This window comes from Acinetobacter sp. YH12095 (assembly GCF_013419245.1).
Classification (GTDB): Bacteria; Pseudomonadota; Gammaproteobacteria; order Pseudomonadales; family Moraxellaceae; genus Acinetobacter; species Acinetobacter towneri.
On sequence record NZ_VPAL01000003.1, the window covers coordinates 25,599 to 42,443 of the forward strand.

The 16,845-nt window shown below is 41.5% G+C and carries 21 protein-coding genes; all 21 read right to left on the reverse strand.

What is annotated here, in order from left to right; translation table 11 throughout:
• Window positions 1–12 precede the first annotated feature (12 nt).
• Window positions 13–1,134, reverse strand: a complete 1,122-nt coding sequence (locus FTU35_RS03150) for an enoyl-CoA hydratase/isomerase family protein (protein ID WP_180064493.1) — start codon at window positions 1,132–1,134, stop codon at window positions 13–15.
• Window positions 1,131–1,844: a uracil-DNA glycosylase gene (gene ung, locus FTU35_RS03155; protein ID WP_168419008.1), complete on the reverse strand. Its 714-nt coding sequence runs from the start codon at window positions 1,842–1,844 to the stop codon at window positions 1,131–1,133. Before ung ends, FTU35_RS03150 begins: the two co-directional genes overlap by 4 nt.
• A gap of 37 nt (window positions 1,845–1,881) precedes the next feature.
• Window positions 1,882–2,478 carry a 6-carboxytetrahydropterin synthase gene (locus tag FTU35_RS03160; RefSeq protein WP_168419009.1) on the reverse strand — a complete coding sequence of 199 codons (597 nt, stop codon included), beginning with the start codon at window positions 2,476–2,478 and terminating at the stop codon, window positions 1,882–1,884.
• 178 nt (window positions 2,479–2,656) lie between these two features.
• Window positions 2,657–3,637, reverse strand: a complete 981-nt coding sequence (gene gspK, locus FTU35_RS03165; RefSeq protein ID WP_180064494.1) for a type II secretion system minor pseudopilin GspK — start codon at window positions 3,635–3,637, stop codon at window positions 2,657–2,659.
• Window positions 3,638–3,652: 15 nt separating this feature from the next.
• Window positions 3,653–4,282 carry a type II secretion system minor pseudopilin GspJ gene (gene gspJ, locus FTU35_RS03170; RefSeq protein ID WP_180064495.1) on the reverse strand — a complete coding sequence of 210 codons (630 nt, stop codon included), beginning with the start codon at window positions 4,280–4,282 and terminating at the stop codon, window positions 3,653–3,655.
• Window positions 4,279–4,659: a type II secretion system minor pseudopilin GspI gene (gene gspI, locus FTU35_RS03175; RefSeq protein WP_180064496.1), complete on the reverse strand. Its 381-nt coding sequence runs from the start codon at window positions 4,657–4,659 to the stop codon at window positions 4,279–4,281. The genes gspJ and gspI overlap by 4 nt, the downstream gene beginning before the upstream one ends.
• Entirely contained in the window at window positions 4,649–5,200 is a 552-nt protein-coding gene (locus tag FTU35_RS03180) for a prepilin-type N-terminal cleavage/methylation domain-containing protein (protein WP_180064497.1), read from the reverse strand. Before FTU35_RS03180 ends, gspI begins: the two co-directional genes overlap by 11 nt.
• A 7-nt stretch (window positions 5,201–5,207) precedes the next feature.
• Window positions 5,208–5,822: a TetR/AcrR family transcriptional regulator gene (locus FTU35_RS03185; RefSeq protein ID WP_168419013.1), complete on the reverse strand. Its 615-nt coding sequence runs from the start codon at window positions 5,820–5,822 to the stop codon at window positions 5,208–5,210.
• 97 nt (window positions 5,823–5,919) lie between these two features.
• Window positions 5,920–6,693 carry a TatD family hydrolase gene (locus FTU35_RS03190; protein WP_180064498.1) on the reverse strand — a complete coding sequence of 258 codons (774 nt, stop codon included), beginning with the start codon at window positions 6,691–6,693 and terminating at the stop codon, window positions 5,920–5,922.
• A gap of 24 nt (window positions 6,694–6,717) precedes the next feature.
• Complete coding sequence (locus FTU35_RS03195; RefSeq protein WP_168419015.1) at window positions 6,718–7,059, reverse strand: PilZ domain-containing protein; 342 nt, start codon at window positions 7,057–7,059, stop codon at window positions 6,718–6,720.
• 10 nt (window positions 7,060–7,069) lie between these two features.
• On the reverse strand, window positions 7,070–8,059 hold the full coding sequence (locus tag FTU35_RS03200; protein WP_004976804.1) for a DNA polymerase III subunit delta' C-terminal domain-containing protein: 990 nt from the start codon (window positions 8,057–8,059) through the stop codon (window positions 7,070–7,072).
• 14 nt (window positions 8,060–8,073) lie between these two features.
• Entirely contained in the window at window positions 8,074–8,835 is a 762-nt protein-coding gene (gene kdsB / locus FTU35_RS03205) for a 3-deoxy-manno-octulosonate cytidylyltransferase (RefSeq protein ID WP_004976805.1), read from the reverse strand.
• Window positions 8,836–8,846: 11 nt separating this feature from the next.
• Window positions 8,847–9,860, reverse strand: a complete 1,014-nt coding sequence (gene lpxK / locus FTU35_RS03210) for a tetraacyldisaccharide 4'-kinase (RefSeq protein ID WP_180064499.1) — start codon at window positions 9,858–9,860, stop codon at window positions 8,847–8,849.
• Between the two features lie 3 nt (window positions 9,861–9,863).
• Entirely contained in the window at window positions 9,864–11,591 is a 1,728-nt protein-coding gene (msbA, locus tag FTU35_RS03215; RefSeq protein WP_096901171.1) for a lipid A export permease/ATP-binding protein MsbA, read from the reverse strand.
• A complete protein-coding gene (locus FTU35_RS03220) occupies window positions 11,591–12,013 on the reverse strand; it encodes a biopolymer transporter ExbD (RefSeq protein WP_004976812.1) in 423 nt (140 codons plus the stop codon). Before FTU35_RS03220 ends, msbA begins: the two co-directional genes overlap by 1 nt.
• Window positions 12,014–12,022: 9 nt before the next feature.
• Window positions 12,023–12,670, reverse strand: a complete 648-nt coding sequence (locus tag FTU35_RS03225; protein ID WP_004976814.1) for a MotA/TolQ/ExbB proton channel family protein — start codon at window positions 12,668–12,670, stop codon at window positions 12,023–12,025.
• A gap of 31 nt (window positions 12,671–12,701) precedes the next feature.
• Entirely contained in the window at window positions 12,702–13,589 is an 888-nt protein-coding gene (locus FTU35_RS03230; RefSeq protein ID WP_180044047.1) for a ParB/RepB/Spo0J family partition protein, read from the reverse strand.
• Complete coding sequence (locus tag FTU35_RS03235; protein ID WP_096901175.1) at window positions 13,586–14,368, reverse strand: ParA family protein; 783 nt, start codon at window positions 14,366–14,368, stop codon at window positions 13,586–13,588. The genes FTU35_RS03230 and FTU35_RS03235 overlap by 4 nt, the downstream gene beginning before the upstream one ends.
• Window positions 14,369–14,390: 22 nt before the next feature.
• The gene (gene rsmG / locus FTU35_RS03240; RefSeq protein WP_131261485.1) at window positions 14,391–15,023 is read right to left on the reverse strand and encodes a 16S rRNA (guanine(527)-N(7))-methyltransferase RsmG; all 633 of its coding nucleotides are present in this window, start codon (window positions 15,021–15,023) and stop codon (window positions 14,391–14,393) included.
• An 84-nt stretch (window positions 15,024–15,107) separates the two neighbouring features.
• Entirely contained in the window at window positions 15,108–15,797 is a 690-nt protein-coding gene (gene murU / locus FTU35_RS03245) for an N-acetylmuramate alpha-1-phosphate uridylyltransferase MurU (protein ID WP_131261486.1), read from the reverse strand.
• Window positions 15,798–16,811 carry an aminoglycoside phosphotransferase family protein gene (locus FTU35_RS03250; RefSeq protein ID WP_180064500.1) on the reverse strand — a complete coding sequence of 338 codons (1,014 nt, stop codon included), beginning with the start codon at window positions 16,809–16,811 and terminating at the stop codon, window positions 15,798–15,800.
• Between the last annotated feature and the right edge of the window lie 34 nt (window positions 16,812–16,845).

Consider the following 16,845-nt stretch of genomic DNA (forward strand, 5'->3'; position numbering starts at 1 on the left):
TAGAATGAAAAATTAAATAATTTCGTATTGCTTTAACAATTCATTCCAACTTTCAATAGTGGTCACAGGTGGATTATCTACAAAAATATTTTTGAGATTAATCTTGCCGTTTTGTTGCCATGCAGGTGCCAAGTCTTTATCAACTAAACGCGCACGCACACCTTCTACAAAATCTGCGTGACGGATTTTCCAGTCAGAAATTTGCGTTTCTAGTTCAAATACTTCATTCCAAGAATGAACTTGCTTACCCCATTGCCATAACAACCAAGTTAAAGCCGCTGTGGTTGGTGAACCTTTTTGCAGATTTTCACTGGCTTGACGCAACCAGTCACTACGCGCATCACTCAAACCAATAATCGACTCATAGTCACTTTCAAAACTCACACCACGGCACACGCTTTGAATCACATCCAAAGAGTTTTGTAATGGCCCTGGACCTACTGGGCGATGCATACTGTTCAAGGTGTCATCAATGGCACGGAAGTCACCTGCAGGGTAATGATTCCAGTCAATATTAATGACTTTTTCTAATACAGAAGTGCGTTGTGCATCACAAATATGGGTTGCCCAACCAATACCATAGGCACCCGCTGCAGTCATGATTGAACCTGTTAAACCAGTGAACAAACCAATCGCACCACGGTCTGCCAAGAAGCGGGTTGCACCTACATCTGGGTACAAGCCAATATTAATTTCTGGCATCGCTAAACGTGAATATGGTGTTACCAAACGGAATGGCGCAGCCATGAAGAGACCTAAACCACCGCCCATCACATAACCTTCACCCCAAACCAACACTGGCTTGGCATAGTTATGCAACAACAAGTCCAGTGCATATTCTTGCTCAAAGAATTTATTGGCGGTTGCAACTTCATCATTAATAACCAACTGGCGTAACTTACGCACATCACCGCCTGCACAAAACGCTTTAGGTGTAGTTGAATCCAGCCAAATTGCTTTCACACTGTCATCGGTATGAAAGTCTTCAAATACTGCCAATAATGCAGAAACAATTGATTCATCCAAAGCATGCAATGATTTTGGGCGATTCAAACGCACAATGCGCCAGCCATTTTTTGCTTCTTCTACAATTAAATCTGGGTGGTATTCTTTTGAAATGGGAGAATGTGTCATGCGTCCAGCTGCCAGTCTATAGGCTCAATGCCATTTTGTTTAAGATAATTATTTGATTTTGAAAATACTTTACACCCAAAAAAACCACCACGATTTGCTGCCAGTGGCGATGGATGTGCTGCCTTCAATATCAGATGTTTATTCGGATCTATACGTTGTCCCTTACGTTGTGCATATGCGCCCCATAAAATAAACACAATATGCTCACGTTGTTGATTTAACACATCAATCACATGATCTGTAAAATCTTCCCAACCCTGCTTTTGGTGCGAGGTTGGTTGTCCTGCTTGTACAGTTAACACACTGTTGAGTAACAACACCCCTTGTTCCGCCCAATGGGTTAAATCGCCGTGGCGTGGAACAGGTATACCTAAATCTGTATGTAACTCATGGAAAATATTACGCAAAGATGGGGGTAATGCAACCCCTCTTTGCACAGAAAAGCTGAGTCCATGCGCTTGATTTGGCCCATGATAAGGGTCTTGCCCAATAATAACCACTTTCACCTGATTTAAAGGGGTGGTATTTAAAGCGTTAAATATCAGCGAACTTGGTGGATAAATCACCTTATTCTGTTGTTTTTCTTGCAACAAAAACTCACGTAGCGCATCCATTTGAGGACTTAATAAAAATTCAGCCAAGCTGTATTTCCAACTGTCATCCAACTGGACTTTGTTTAAGCTCGCATATTGCTGCTCAGTAAAAGACATGCTTGTATCAATCCTTGTAGATGTCTAATGGTCTGGTTTAAAGTTTGACTTGTAACTCAACATTAGGGTTTTGAAACTTCATCCCCTGTTTTAATTTTTCATACATTTGAGGGTCTGACCACTCTGCCTGCACTTGATCAGAAAAATGGATTTGCGCTAACTGCAACTCACCCATTTGTGCATTTTCAATATCTTCTAAAAAGCTTTGTGCATAGCCAGTATCGGTTTCATGCACAATCACAGAATAGACCTCTACATCACCTTCCCCATTTTGTGTGATGGTCGATGCCAATACCTGCTGTGCCAAATAAAAGAAAATGCGAGAAAACTGCTCTGCCGATGGTGACACTGGCAAAGAGACCCAACGTGCACTAAATTTTTTGCAGGCCTGAATATACTCAGGGTCATCATGTTCCCAAAAACAAATTGCATGATCGAAGGCATCAAATAATTCTTTAATAACGCCTTTGAGTAAGCCAAAGTCATACACCATTTGACCATGATCAAGTTTTGAAGCTTTCAGTAACAATTCTACTTTATAGCTATGACCATGAATCGAGCGCTTGCAACGGTCTGAAGTGCAATTACGCACAATATGCGCATTTTCAAACTTAAATAACTTACGAATTATCATGTGTCGTTAGGTCATCACAATATTTGGGGGATACTCCTTATAATTATAATGCAAAACGTGAACAATAAGCTAATTTTAGCCCTCAGATTGCCTGACAATAACAGTATTTAAAGATGCGTTCTCATGTCAATTTGGGCTAAGATCAAAAGCTCAGCAATCCTCGCTCAATTAAAACCAATTAAAAAGGTGTCAAACTTCGATATGCCACATCAACCGTTTTCTCACTACGTACCAATTCACTGCTAAATTGTCGTTTACGCTCACTCAACACCACTTCTATTTTCGCTTTAAAATAATTGGATTGCACACCCAGCAAACCTGAAAACTCGTTGCGTATTGATGCATCTACACTCTGAAAGTCTTCCAACTCCCACAACGCATTCACATTACTAAAATGTTCTAAGTTGGCATTGCGACGGTCTAATAAATTTTGTACAGCAGCAACATCCAGCTTTTCATCTAAACTCGCCAACACTAATGCTGGTGCAGTATTGATGTTGATGGTCGTGTCACGTTTTGGCAATGCACTCACATAAGGCATAAGTAACTGATACTTAGCGCCCTCGAAACCTCGGACTTGTTTTAATTCTTCAACACTGTGGAATAAATTATTAGGCGGCAAATATGGCAGCGGTAAACCTTGATAATAACTTGACTCTGCACCCATTGCGCCACTCGGCTCATCATCTGGGTCTTGCCAGTCAATTACTGCTTCACTCAACTGCGCAGGAAAACCAACTCGCTGCAACAATTTTTCAAAATACTTTTTCGCTTTTTCATTGATCTGATTTTCAGGTGTCAGCAAACTATTTAAATTAAATTTACCCGACTCATCTTGTAGCACACCTGACACATAGCCATCTTCGACTGGAAATGGCGGCATCGGTTTCGCCCAGTTTTCTTGTAAATGATCGACCTGCCCTGCATTTTTAGCATCATCTTGCAGCAATTCCAAAAAAAATACTTCAGCACTTTTGGCATACAAAAGCGCCTGATTTTGTCGCATTAAATAAGCTGTATTCTCGCTAGTATACATTTGGCGTTTAGCAATGGTCGCCGCCAAAATTGTAGCCAAGGCAACCAACATCAAAATCGTGATTAAGGCAATGCCTTGCTGTGATTTGATAATGCGTGAGGTCTGTGTATGGTGTAAACGCATGGCCGCCCTTTGTCTTTATTTATTTTGGTTATTTTTATTTAAAAAATCAGTCTGTAATAAGCTAAAAACCCATTCATACTGTACATCACGCACAGTCAAATTAATTTTTATGCCTTTGGGTAAAATTCGAAGCTGCTCGGTTTGGTTTGGATCGATCGGGTTTTCTGGCCAGCTATTTAATGTTTGAGGATTTAAAACCACTATTTCAAACGCATCGACCTGATCCAACAACACGCTCGATTCAGGCTGGTCATGCCCTGTTTGATGCAAATTACGATATTTTAAACGATACACCTTTTTTTCATCGGCACGATATTGATATTCAACACGTTCATTCGGTGAAATACCTTGTTGCAAAGGATCAGTCACACCTGTTTTACTAAAATTAAAACGTCCATTCTGTAAGACCAATGCAGGTTGTTGCTGCCCTTTGACATTCGCAGCCAAAGGCACAGCCTGTAATGTATCACGTAAGATTTGCTGATAGCTTTCTTGTAACTGTTCTAAATTAGCTTCATGCATGGCATTACGGTCTTTGACTTTAGATAAATAGTCAAATACTTTCCAACCCAATGCAGACAGCACAGCAAAAATGGCAATCGCAACCAATAACTCAACTAGGGTAAAGCCTTTTCTTGCACTCATGGGTTTTGCTCACGTGCATTAAAAAACACCAAAGACGTTACCCCTGCTTCAACCTGTCCAATCTCTGTATCATATAAACTGATTAGAATATCCACACGCTGTACATTTGGGCTAATGGTTGCTTGAGTAGACTTGTCAATTTGCCATGTTTCGCCCTGCTGGGTAACCTGTTTTGACTCGGTGCCACTTAACCACTGGCGATTCATTTCCATAGATGCCACTTCATTCAAGGCCACAAATTGTGCCTTGGTTCTTAAAATAGCGTTTGCGGTAGATTGAGTGTACTGCATGGCTACTTTGGTCATGGCCATGGCGGCCGTTGCAAAAATAGCTAAAGCGACCATCACTTCAAGCAGTGTAAATCCGTTAACTTTCATGGATTTTCCCTAAATGATCGACCTCTATTTCCGCACCTACAGGACGTTGTTCAAAATAAAACTGAATCCGCACAGGTTTAGCTTCACCATTTCCTAACCAAATCAAGGCAGGCGCATTACTTTGCAATAACTCACTCTGATTCGCTTGCGGATAATTTTGCTCTAAAGATAAAATTTGGATAGAAACTTGTTCAGGCAAAATTCTCGTTTTAAATTCTGTATAAGTTTGCCATTTTTGATTATTTTGCAGGCTTAATTGCTGCTCTGAGGCGTAAGGCTGATATTCCAATACCTCATAGCGTGCAGGAGAAACATCTGTTGCGGTATGCAAATTTAAAGCAAAAATTCGTGCTTGATCATTGGCTTCACGGTTCAATTTGCGCAAATCCAATAAAAACACTTCCCGCGCCTGCATGGCTTTACGCTGATCGACACCACCAATATTCATTAAAACCAGTGATGCCATGATTGCCATAATCACAATCACCACCATCAATTCAATGAGCGTGAAACCGCGTACCGAAGACAGTGGAGTGTTCATATTTTAATTAGGTCAATTGTTCAAAAGACTGTGCTTGCTTTGGCATAGCCAAAGCCTGATCAATATAGGCCACACGTAAAGTATCTCGCGAACCCAAATAACGCTGATAGAAGCTTGAATTTAGAATTGCTGCAGCACCATGCGTCAATGCCCAAATGGAAGCCAAATAATCACGTACTTCCATGTGACTATGAATAGACTCTAAATATTGTTCAGTCATACGGATAATGATGCGTAATCGGCTTTTACGGACTTGATACAGCTCACTGAACAACAATCCAATTCCGACACCTGTGGTAGAAAGACGTTCTTCGATTTGATGAAAAAGCACAGTGCGCTCAGGATGATGCAAGTGATGCAGCATAAAAAATGCTAAATGTTCTGGAAACTGCTTTTCAGCATCTTTAATCATTTCTAGCAACATGCGCTCATTACGAATAATGAGCAACATATACAACTCATCTTTACTTTGAAAGTGTTTATATAGAGTCCCTTTGGCCAAATCCAGTTCTGCTGCCAAAGCATCAAGGGTCATTCCTGCTTCACCATTTTCCAAAAGCAATTGCTCTGCTACTTGGAAAATTAACGTTTCTCTTGCTCGAAACTGAGCCTGACGATCCATCTTCACCCGATAAACTCTCTTTTCACTATTCTATCAATTAAAATTTTTCATATTTCACGTGGACATGCGCCACATTTACACACATCCAGCGTGTAAATTAATGTCCTTTGAGCAGGTTTTCAAAGTTTTGTGTTGTTATGAAAGCCATTTCCTCTAAGGACTTATCATATACATCACTTAGGGCTTTGGCTACATACGGAACGTATTTTGGCTCATTTGTCTTACCGCGATATGGCACAGGTGCCAAATATGGGCTGTCTGTTTCAATAAGCACACGATCTAAAGGCACTTGTTTGGCCACATCACGTAAATCTTGTGCATTTTTAAAAGAAACAATGCCCGAAAATGACACATAATAACCGCAATCTAGCACCGCTTTGGCTGTTGCCCAATCTTCAGTAAAGCAATGCAAAACGCCATGGGTCGATTTTTCAGCACGGATAATATCCACCGTATCTTGCTTGGCAGCGCGGGTATGCACTACAACTGGTTTCTTCACAGCTTGCGAGGCATGAATATGGCGCGCAAAACAGGCTTTTTGCTCCGCAACAAAATCGGTACTGTGAAAATAGTCTAGACCTGTTTCGCCCAAAGCCCAGACTTTGTCTGCTTGTGCCAAAGCTATCAGTTGTTCTGTGGTAGCTCGTGCCATATTTTCTGCATTTTCACAGGGATGTACACCAACGCTATAACCTACATCAGCATGACGAGCTGCAATTGCAGCCAAGCCAATATGATCGTCTAACTCAACCGAGATACCCATTATTTTAGAGACACCTGCGAGACGTGCCTGTGCAATTGCTGCATCTAAGTCACCATCATAAGGGCTTAAATCCAACATGGTTAAATGACAATGTGTATCTACAAACACGATTTTTTCCTAAAAGCAAACTACCTACATAGTGTAACTTGTACGGTTGTCAGACTTAAGCCCCGCAAGGATTCTTTCAGCTTCTGATTTGTAATAAACACCTTTTTCACCACTGAGCTGAATACCAAAGCCCTGCAATTTGATACCATTTTGCTTTTGGGAAATCCAAATCACTTTGCCTGTTAGGGGAATTTTTTGTGATTGCTCAGGTAAAGTCGCGAGTACAAAAATTTCTTCGCCCATTTTTACAGGTTGTTTTGAGGGTACAAATAAGCCACCGCCCACAACGTATGGCATATAACTTAAATATAGCGTTTCAAGATCAGGAATATTGGCCTGAATAATACCACCCATACGTGGTTGCATGATGTTCCCCTTAAATATTCATTAACTTAATGCATAATTGATCAAGCACTAGATTACTTTGCACGTTTTGCTCAAGCATTGGCTTGGCTTGCTGTAATTCTGCATATAAACCAAACAGACTTTCTAAGTCATATTGTTCAGCCAAATGCTGCAAAGCGGTGCTTAAATCCAAATTTTTAATGCTTTGATTTAGCTTGACACAAATTAAATCACACAACAAGTATTCAAACATCTGACTAAAATCAGTAAAGCTCAGCGCCTTGTTCCACTTGGTTGCGATTGCCATCGGCATATTTTTTTGCGTCACCAGTTTATACCAGTCTTTCAGAAAATCTGTACGCTGTTCCAGCCATTCTGCCTGTGCCAACTGCAAAGCCTGCAATGGCATTTGATTAGACAAATTCATCAACAATTGCTGTTTGTTCGCATCTAAATCGGGCAAATGCTGCTGCAAATATGCCGTAGCCTGTGCAGCATCAATACGGTCTAAAGCAAAATGCTGCAAACGGCTACGAATGGTTGCAGGTAATTTAAGATAATGATCTGCCAGCAAAATAATCACGATGCGATCACCCGGTTCTTCGAGGGTTTTCAGCAACGCATTGGAAGATGCAATATTTAAGGCTTCAGCAGGTTCAATCACAATCACCCGCCAGCCATCTACCGTTTGCTGGACAAAAGGTAATAAATCACGGATCTTCTCGATCTTAATTTTCGCGTTTTGCTTTTTATTCTCTTCATCGGTGCTGATATAGACATAATTTGGATGTGTATCTGATTTTAACCACTGACAACTACTACATTCACCACAAGGCTGTGATTGCACATCACGCTGTTGGCACAAAATCCAAGCCACAAATTGCTGTGCGAAGGCTTCTTTACCACAACCCTGTTTGCCAAAAAATAACAAACCATGCCCCATTTTGGGAAATCGCCCTGTCAGGTTTTCCCAAACTTGTTGCTGCCATGGATATACTTGTCCAATTACATCACGTTGCATGGTAGGTATTTCACTTACTCAAAATGCGCAATATCCATTGCATTCAAACGGTCTAAGTCTGCTTGGGTATCTACACCCGGTGGTAAATTGGCTTCTGCAACTGCAATGGCAATACGATGTCCATTTTCCAATACACGCAATTGCTCTAGGCTTTCCAGCTTTTCCAATGTTCCCATTTCCCAAGTCACATATTCTTGTAGCAATTCCACACGGTACGCATACAAGCCTAAATGACGATAAGCATGTGCATGCAATTGTGGTGTCGCTGCTTTTGCACCATCGCGGTCATAAGGAATCGTGGCACGGCTAAAATACAAAGCCTGATTGTGTTTAGACATGACCACTTTAACAATGCTGTCGCGAGTAAATTCATCTAGTTGCTGAATCGGCTCACATAGCGTAGACATCGAGCATTCAGGTTGAGCTTCTAACAACTGCGCCACTTGTTGCACCAATTGCGCAGGCAAAAGTGGCTCATCGCCCTGCACATTGACGATAATATCGTTTTTATCCCAACCTTTAATGCGCGCCACTTCACTTAAACGATCTGTACCTGATGGATGGTCTGCCGAAGTCAGCACTACATCTACACCTTCGGCACGGCATAATTCTGCAATACGAGCATCATCGGTCGCCACACACAAGTCATCAAAACCTGCCACTTTTTTTGCCTGATCAACCACACGTAAAATCATGGCACGACCATGAATTTCCAGTAAAGGTTTGCCTGGCAGGCGTGAACTAGCATAACGTGCAGGGATAACAATGTGCTTCATAATTTTCCTTATCATGGTCTTTCAGGCAGGTTTAAACCCAATTGTTTCAATTGTTGATGTAAGGTGACATAGCAGGCCGATGACAATACTGCATCTACAGGTACAACCCAAATTTCACGCTGAAAATCTGAATATTGTTTTAACAGAGGCAATAACTTTACTGCATCTTTTTCTGTGGTAATAATCGGTTGCGAATCTTCAAACTGCAAATCGGTAATTTCATAGTCATGGTGGTCTGGAAACTCATGGCATTGAAATTGGGTCACACCCATCGACTCTAAAGTTTTATAAAACCGCTCAGGAAAGCCAATGCCCACGACAGCATAAAAATTTTGGGTCGGATCAAAAATTAATTCTTGTGCGGGATGCAATAAGTATGGCGCTGCAACGGCCAAATGCATATTTAATTCAGAACTCGGTTGCGCTGCATGTTCAATCACCGTGGCATGCTCTAATCGAGATTTTGGTTCACGCAAATAACCTTCGGGCAATATTTTCTCGTTACCCAAACCACGATTATTATCTAAAACAATCCATTCCAATTGACGGTTTAAAGCCAAATGCTGCAAACCATCATCACTAATAATTAAATCCAATTCATGCTGTGCAAGTAACAATTCAATACTTTTTTGACGATTTGGCCCCACAGCCATCGGTACGCCTGTAGATTGCACAATCAAAGTCGGTTCATCGCCCACTACGTCAACATTAGCGTCAATGCTGACATAGGCTGGAAATGGGCCTTTTCCGCCATAACCACGGCTAATCACGCCAACACAAACATCTAAACTTTGTAGATATTTGACCAAGTGAATCAGCAAAGGGGTTTTGCCGCTGCCACCCACAGTAATATTGCCAATCACCATCACAGGTACGGGCGCGGTATAAGCGGTTTTAATACCTGAACGATATAAGTTTTGATTGAGCAAACTCAAACCACGGTACAATAAAGACAAGGGTCTAAGCACAACCAGCCATTTGGCCTGTTGCTGCCAAGCGTCCTGAATAAATTGTGCCAAAGCCATGAGTTAATGTTCCTCGAAGTTACGTTGATGCAACTGGAAGTACGCGCCTTTTTGCGCTATGAGTTCCTGATGAGTTCCTTGTTCTAAAATACGTCCTTGATCCATCACCACAATACGGTCAGCATTTTCAATGGTAGATAAACGGTGTGCAATGACAATGGTGGTACGGTCTTGCATGGCCGCATCAAATGCACGTTGAATAAAGTATTCAGATTCATTGTCTAAAGCACTGGTGGCTTCATCTAAAATTAAAATTGGTGCGTTTTTCAAGATTGCACGTGCAATGGCAATACGTTGTCGCTGACCACCAGACAAATTCAAGCCTTGCGCACCTAATGCTGTGTCGTAGCCTTGCGGTAAAGCCATAATAAAGTCATGTGCATAAGCCGCTTTGGCTGCAGCAATCACTGCTTCATCACTCGCACCTTCAAGCTGACCATAGGCAATATTTTCACGCACCGTACGGTTAAACAATACCACTTGCTGATTGACCATAGCAATTTGTGAACGCAGGCTATTCAGCTCAATGTCACGAATATCATGCTGATCAAACAAAATTTTCCCTGAAGATACTTCCTGAAAACGTACCAACAGATTGACCAATGAGGTTTTACCCGCACCTGAACGCCCAACTAAAGCCACTGTCTCGCCTGCTTTGACATCTAGATTGAAATCATGAATGGCATGGTGTCCATCGGAATACACCAAATTCACATTTTTAAATTGCAAATTGCCTTTTAGGTCTGGTGTAAGCGTCCCGTGATTATCTTCTTCAGGCATATCGAGCAATTCAAAAACCGAATGCGCTGCTGCCAAACCGCGTTGTAATTTTTCATTAATATCGGTAAGGGCTTTAATTGGTTTGCTCAACATACCTGCGGCAGTAATGTAGGCTACAAACTCGCCTGCTGAAATATCACGTAGAATTTCTGGGCGTAAGGCAATCCAGATAATAATTGCCAAAGCAATGGACATAATGAACTGCACCACAGGGCTGTTCAATTGCTGCACTGCCACCATCTTTAAACCACGACGCAGGTTTTCTAAAGAGTTTTCTTTAAATCGGCTTTGTTCATAGGTCTGACCACCAAAACCTTTGACGACCAAATTACCATTCACCGTTTCTTGCACCACGTGGTTTACATCCCCCATGGTGTCTTGTACTTGAATAGATAAACGACGCATGCGTTTTGCAGCTTTACGAATCAGCAAGCCAATTAATGGGCCAAATACCAAAATACAGAGGGTCAAACGCCAGTTGGTATACAGCAAATAGCCGAGCAAGCCGAGTGTAATCAAACCCTGTTGTACCAATGTACGCAGCGATTCTGTAGATGCAGCGGTCAACTGCTCTACGTTATACATAATTTTGGCAGTAATGTGCCCACTGGTATTATCTAAGTAATACTGTGCAGGTAAACGCAGCAATTTAGCAAAGACTTCCTGACGGATATTGAATACCAAATTACGTGAAATCACTGCGGTATAGTAACCGCCAATAAAAGTTCCCAAACCACGGAAAAACATCAGTGCAATGACTAATAGCGGAAATAGTGTGGTGAAAGATTGGTCACGCTCCTGAATGGCATTAATAATTTTTTCCAAGAGTTTTGCCACAGATACTTCTGTGGCTGCATTAATGGCGAAACCGATAATCACCAAGATTGCCAAGCCCCAAAATGGGAGCAAATATCTCAGAAGACGGCGATAGACCTGTAAATCCTTCTTCACTAATAACCTCGAGTTGGGACTTTCGTACTGATATTGATGTTGACGAAACCAAGTTGTCCTGCGACATCCATCACTCGAATCACATCTTGATGAGTGGCTTTGGCATCTGCAGCAATGATAAACATTAAATCACGTCGATCTTGAGAAATTTGTTTAATTGCTGTGCTTAAATCTGCCACTTCCTTAGTCGAAAGTGCCTGACCATTGACAGAATAATGCCCTGAAGAATCTACCACGACTTCAATTTTATGTTCATAAGATTTTGGTGGTACGCCTTGCGCATCTGGCAAAGTTAAATTCATACGGCTAAATTGGTTAAATGTGGTCGAAAGCAACAAAAACACCAAGATGAACAGTAAACAGTCAATCATTGGAGTCAGGTTAATATGAATATCTTCAACTTGCGAGCGTTTGAATTTCATAAACTCACCTTAGCTTACTTTTTTCACATCTTGCACATCCGCATCAAGCTGATGAGGTTGACTCTGATGAAATAATCCTGCGTGAAACAAAGTCGCTTGCTGCTCTAACTCAGCAGTATATTCTTGCACCAAACGCTGAAAATAACGATAGGCAAATAAGGCTGGAATTGCAATTAACATACCTGCAGCAGTGGTAATTAAGGCTTTAGAAATCCCTGGAATCATTAAGGTTGGATTACTTGCACCCACATCAATCACTAAAAATGATTCAATAATCCCAAGCACTGTACCCAATAAACCCAATAATGGCGCAACTGCACTGAGCGTACCCAAGAAGTTGATATTTTTTTCTAAATAACCAATTTCTTGTGAAGCTGTCGCTTCCATTTGTGCACGCGCATAGTGTTCTGATTGTTGTTTGTTACGCGCACCCGCCTCAAAAATACGGCCTAATGTACTGTTTTTTAAGTTGGCACTTTGATTCAGTTGTTGCAACACAGTCGCTAAACTTTGCCCGCGGTTGAGCAACAACGCATTGGGCAAAATACCTGCTCTCTTTAAACGCATAAAACGCTCAATGGTAATTGCAACGGTAAATACCGAGCACAATACCAACGGCAGCATCAGCCAGCCACCTGCTTTTACCAATTCCCACATTCGCTTTTCCCCAATAAAATACGAATTAAAATTAATCGGACAGGCAAATATTTAAAATACCATCCAGCTCTTCCAGAGAGTGATAACTGATGGTCAATTTGCCCTTACCTTGCTTGTTATAATCAATTTTAACATCTGCACTAAAACGCTCAGAAAGACGTTGCGTGAGTTGTTGAATATCAGGCGCAATAGCCGTTTTCGGCTTTTCTTGTTTTGGCGCATTAAAGTCACGTACCAACTGTTCGGTTTGACGTACCGATAAATTCTTTTCAATTACATGCTGCGCGACTTTGAGCTGATCTTTAGCTTTCAAAGTTAAAATAGCACGTGCATGACCCATATCTAGCAAGCCTTGCTGCATCAACTCTTTAACAGGCTCAGCCAAAGTGAGTAAACGCAATAAATTACTGACCGTGGTACGTGCTTTACCTACTGTTTCGGCAATTTCTTGATGACTCAAGCCAAACTCATCGTGAAAGCGTTGCAGCGCCATTGCCTGATCAATTGGGTTGAGATCTTGACGCTGAATGTTTTCAATTAATGCCAAAGCAATCGCGACCTGATCGGTCAAATCACGCACAATTGCAGGAATTTCAGTTAAACCTGCCAACTGTGCAGCACGCCAGCGACGCTCACCTGCAATAATTTCATAAGGATGTTGTTCGTCATCTATCGGACGAATCACAATTGGCTGCATTACACCATGTTTTTCAATAGATGCCGCCAATTCCTGTAAATCTTGCTCTTGAATAAAGCGACGCGGTTGATATTCACCACGTTTTAATAAATTGACATCAATTTGTTTTAGCTGACCATGATCTAAAGATTGCACTTCAAGTTGTAATTTTTCTTTCTGGATTGACCCCAATAAGGCATCCAAACCACGACCTTTGGCTAATCCGCGTTTTTTTGTGGTCATGCTTTACTTCCTTTTTTCACTTTGCTTTTTTTCAACATTTCAGCTGCTAAATTCAGGTAGGCAACTGCACCCTTCGAGCTTTTTTCAAAATAAATGACGGGTAAACCGTGTGCAGGTGCTTCTGCCAAGCGTACATTACGCGGAATCACGGTATCGTATAATTTTTTACCAAAATAGTGCGATAATTCTTCCGACACGTCACGGGTTAAGGCATTGCGCGCATCATACATGGTACGCAATACACCAATAATTTCTAAATCAGGATTGAGTGCTTGTTGAATACGGTCAATGGTTTGCGTCAGGTCAGCCAAACCTTCAAGTGCGTAATATTCACACTGCATTGGAATGATCACACTTTGCACTGCTGCTAAAGCGTTTACTGTAATTAAGCTTAAACTTGGTGCACAGTCGACAATAATATAATCAAAGTCTTTGGCAACTTCTTGCAAGGCATTGCGCAAAATAAACTCGCGCCCTTCTTGCTCAGCAATCACCAATTCAACCCCTGCCAAATCACGATTGGCACCCAAGACTTTATAACCAACTTCTGCCTTGCTAATTGCGGTTTCAATCGGCACTTCGCCCAACAATACATCGGTCACTGAATACAGCAAATCATTTTTTTGAATGCCTGAACCCATGGTGGCATTGCCTTGTGAGTCCATATCGACCAATAAAATGCGCTTTTTCAAAACAGCCAAAGATGCTGCCAAATTTACTGCGGTTGTGGTTTTTCCGACACCACCTTTTTGGTTCGCAATCGCAATAATTTGTGCCATGATCACCCCAGTCCTTTGAAAATTAGATACGTTTTAATAAAAGTAAATGACGTTGTTCGTCTAAGCGCGGAACTTTAAGCTCGATAATTTCACAGCTGAATTCATCTTTCAATGCCTCTACTTCATCGGCAGGAATCAAACCTTTCATAGATGCAATAATACTTTGCTCATGCATAAATGGTTTTGACGCGGCTACAAAGTCAGTTAAAGATGCAAAAGCACGACTGGTAATTACATCAAACTGACCTAACTCGCGGATGCTGTCTTCATTTTCAACACGGGTCTGAACTGCCACGACGTTTTTCAGTTTTAAATCGGCAATAAACTGTTTTAAGAAACGAATCTTTTTACCATTCGAGTCCAATAACACGCAATCGCGCTCAGGCTGACACAAGGCAATAATCATGCCCGGCATACCACCGCCAGTACCAATATCCAGTAAACGACCTGCAGGCAAATCTTTGAGGATGCTCAGACTATCTAGCAAATGCTTCACTAGCATTTCTTTCGGGTCACGAATTGCAGTGAGGTTGTACGCTTTGTTCCATAGCACCAAAGCATCTTGGTATTTGAGTAATAAATTTAAAGCCTCATCACTGAGCTCTAAACCTAAAGCCTGACTACCTTGCTTGAGTTCCTGAAAAAACGAATGCATCACAATTCACATCTCGAAAAAGTTAATGGAAGTATACCGATTTATAGTTGCAGTCATAGGGGCGAATGCTTAGTGAATATGCACTTAAGCGTACACACCCTGCTGAATTTGTTGATCTAGCGTATTTAATCGTTCAGGAGTGCCAACATCCACCCAAACACCCTGCAATTTCTGTGCAGAAATTTTTTCTTGCTGCATGGCTTGTTTGAGCAATGGCGCAAGCGGACGTTTGCCCGATTCCAAACCGTTAAACATTTGCGGATGCATCACCGCCACGCCACTATAAGTCAGATTTTCACCTGAGCGTGCTTGCTCAAAAGTATAGGCTTTGTTTGCAGCCAAAGTGAAATCACCTTGCGGATGCTGCACAGGGTTTTCCACCAAAACCAAATGTGCCAAGTCGTCTTGAAGCTGCACATTTAATAGTGGCGCAAAATCCATGGTGGTCCAAACATCGCCATTCACCAATATAAAAGGTTCATTGCCCAATAATGGCAACGCATTGATGATGCCACCTGCAGTTTCTAAGCCTTCGCCTTCATGCGACCACAAAATTTTCACACCAAATTGCGAACCATCACCCAAAGCATCTGCAAGTTTTTCACCCAACCATGCCGTATTGATGACAATTTCCTGCACACCCATCTTTTGTAATTTTTCGATGTGCCACACAATTAAAGGCTTACCACCGACTTCCAATAATGGCTTAGGTGTATGCAACGTTAAAGGACGCATACGATTACCCATGCCTGCAGCAAGAATCATGGCTTTCATTTAGGCAACCACCTCATACTGACCATATTTGGCTGTAAATTTTGGCATTACTGTCGTGTGAATAAAGTGCATAAATGGTTGTAATTCTGGATAAGGTTTACTTTCTTCAAGTAAATACCACATTACGCGCGGTAAATCCTTGAGATAACCCGATTTACCATCACGCTCAAATAAACGCACAAAAATACCTAAAATTTTGATATGACGCTGAATCGCCATCATATCGGCATCTTTTTTAAATTGTTCAAAATCACGGTCTTGCTTAGATGCTGCCGGCAACAAGTCATAAAACATTTTAAACCAGCGATACACACGCTCAGCATTCCACTGTACATAAGCATCACGCGTAATTGAAATCAGGTCATAGGTGTCTGCACCAATCACTGCATCCTGAAAATCGATTACACCTAGCTCGGTATCATCATTAATTTTCATTAAGTTACGACTATGAAAATCGCGATGCACAATCACTTGTGGCTGTGCCACAGCTGCATTGGCTAAAATAGCAAAAGTACGTTTAATTAAGGCACTTTCTTCTGCGCTTGGCTGAATCTGTAAGGCAGGCAATAACCAATCGGTGAGTAACTCCATTTCACTGATGAGTTTGTCATAGGAATACTCAGGGAAATGTGCAGTGCCATCAATATCTTGTAATTGAATTAACTGCTTAAAGCACTGCGCATAGTAGTCATCTACAGTCTGATCATTCAGCAAGGTGGATAACAAGACATCACCAAAATCTTCAAGCAACAAAAAGCCTTGTGTCAGGTCTTTGGCTACAATTTTTGGCACGCGCACGCCATGGGCAGCAAAAAATTCATCAATCGTCACAAAAGGACCACAATCTTCTTTTTCTGGTGGTGCATCCATGAGCATAAATGTTTTATTATTCAACTTGATTCGTGCGTAACGACGAAAACTTGCATCGCCTGCTAAAAAATGAGTTTCAAATTGATCTGAACCAAGTACAGATGTTATCCATGTTTGTATCAATTGTTCGCGTTGTGTATTCATTTGCAATAAATTCTAATACAGGCTGAGTTTTTAA

Coding starts and splice junctions, on each gene's coding strand:
- FTU35_RS03150 (WP_180064493.1), bottom strand. CDS start 1,134: ATGACACATTCTCCCATTTCAAAAGAATACCACCCAGATTTAATTGTA.
- ung (WP_168419008.1), bottom strand. CDS start 1,844: ATGTCTTTTACTGAGCAGCAATATGCGAGCTTAAACAAAGTCCAGTTG.
- FTU35_RS03160 (WP_168419009.1), bottom strand. CDS start 2,478: ATGATAATTCGTAAGTTATTTAAGTTTGAAAATGCGCATATTGTGCGT.
- gspK (WP_180064494.1), bottom strand. CDS start 3,637: ATGCGTTTACACCATACACAGACCTCACGCATTATCAAATCACAGCAA.
- gspJ (WP_180064495.1), bottom strand. CDS start 4,282: ATGAGTGCAAGAAAAGGCTTTACCCTAGTTGAGTTATTGGTTGCGATT.
- gspI (WP_180064496.1), bottom strand. CDS start 4,659: ATGAAAGTTAACGGATTTACACTGCTTGAAGTGATGGTCGCTTTAGCT.
- FTU35_RS03180 (WP_180064497.1), bottom strand. CDS start 5,200: ATGAACACTCCACTGTCTTCGGTACGCGGTTTCACGCTCATTGAATTG.
- FTU35_RS03185 (WP_168419013.1), bottom strand. CDS start 5,822: ATGGATCGTCAGGCTCAGTTTCGAGCAAGAGAAACGTTAATTTTCCAA.
- FTU35_RS03195 (WP_168419015.1), bottom strand. CDS start 7,059: ATGCAACCACGTATGGGTGGTATTATTCAGGCCAATATTCCTGATCTT.
- FTU35_RS03200 (WP_004976804.1), bottom strand. CDS start 8,059: ATGCAACGTGATGTAATTGGACAAGTATATCCATGGCAGCAACAAGTT.
- kdsB (WP_004976805.1), bottom strand. CDS start 8,835: ATGAAGCACATTGTTATCCCTGCACGTTATGCTAGTTCACGCCTGCCA.
- lpxK (WP_180064499.1), bottom strand. CDS start 9,860: ATGGCTTTGGCACAATTTATTCAGGACGCTTGGCAGCAACAGGCCAAA.
- FTU35_RS03220 (WP_004976812.1), bottom strand. CDS start 12,013: ATGAAATTCAAACGCTCGCAAGTTGAAGATATTCATATTAACCTGACT.
- FTU35_RS03225 (WP_004976814.1), bottom strand. CDS start 12,670: ATGTGGGAATTGGTAAAAGCAGGTGGCTGGCTGATGCTGCCGTTGGTA.
- FTU35_RS03230 (WP_180044047.1), bottom strand. CDS start 13,589: ATGACCACAAAAAAACGCGGATTAGCCAAAGGTCGTGGTTTGGATGCC.
- FTU35_RS03235 (WP_096901175.1), bottom strand. CDS start 14,368: ATGGCACAAATTATTGCGATTGCGAACCAAAAAGGTGGTGTCGGAAAA.
- rsmG (WP_131261485.1), bottom strand. CDS start 15,023: ATGCATTCGTTTTTTCAGGAACTCAAGCAAGGTAGTCAGGCTTTAGGT.
- murU (WP_131261486.1), bottom strand. CDS start 15,797: ATGAAAGCCATGATTCTTGCTGCAGGCATGGGTAATCGTATGCGTCCT.
- FTU35_RS03250 (WP_180064500.1), bottom strand. CDS start 16,811: ATGAATACACAACGCGAACAATTGATACAAACATGGATAACATCTGTA.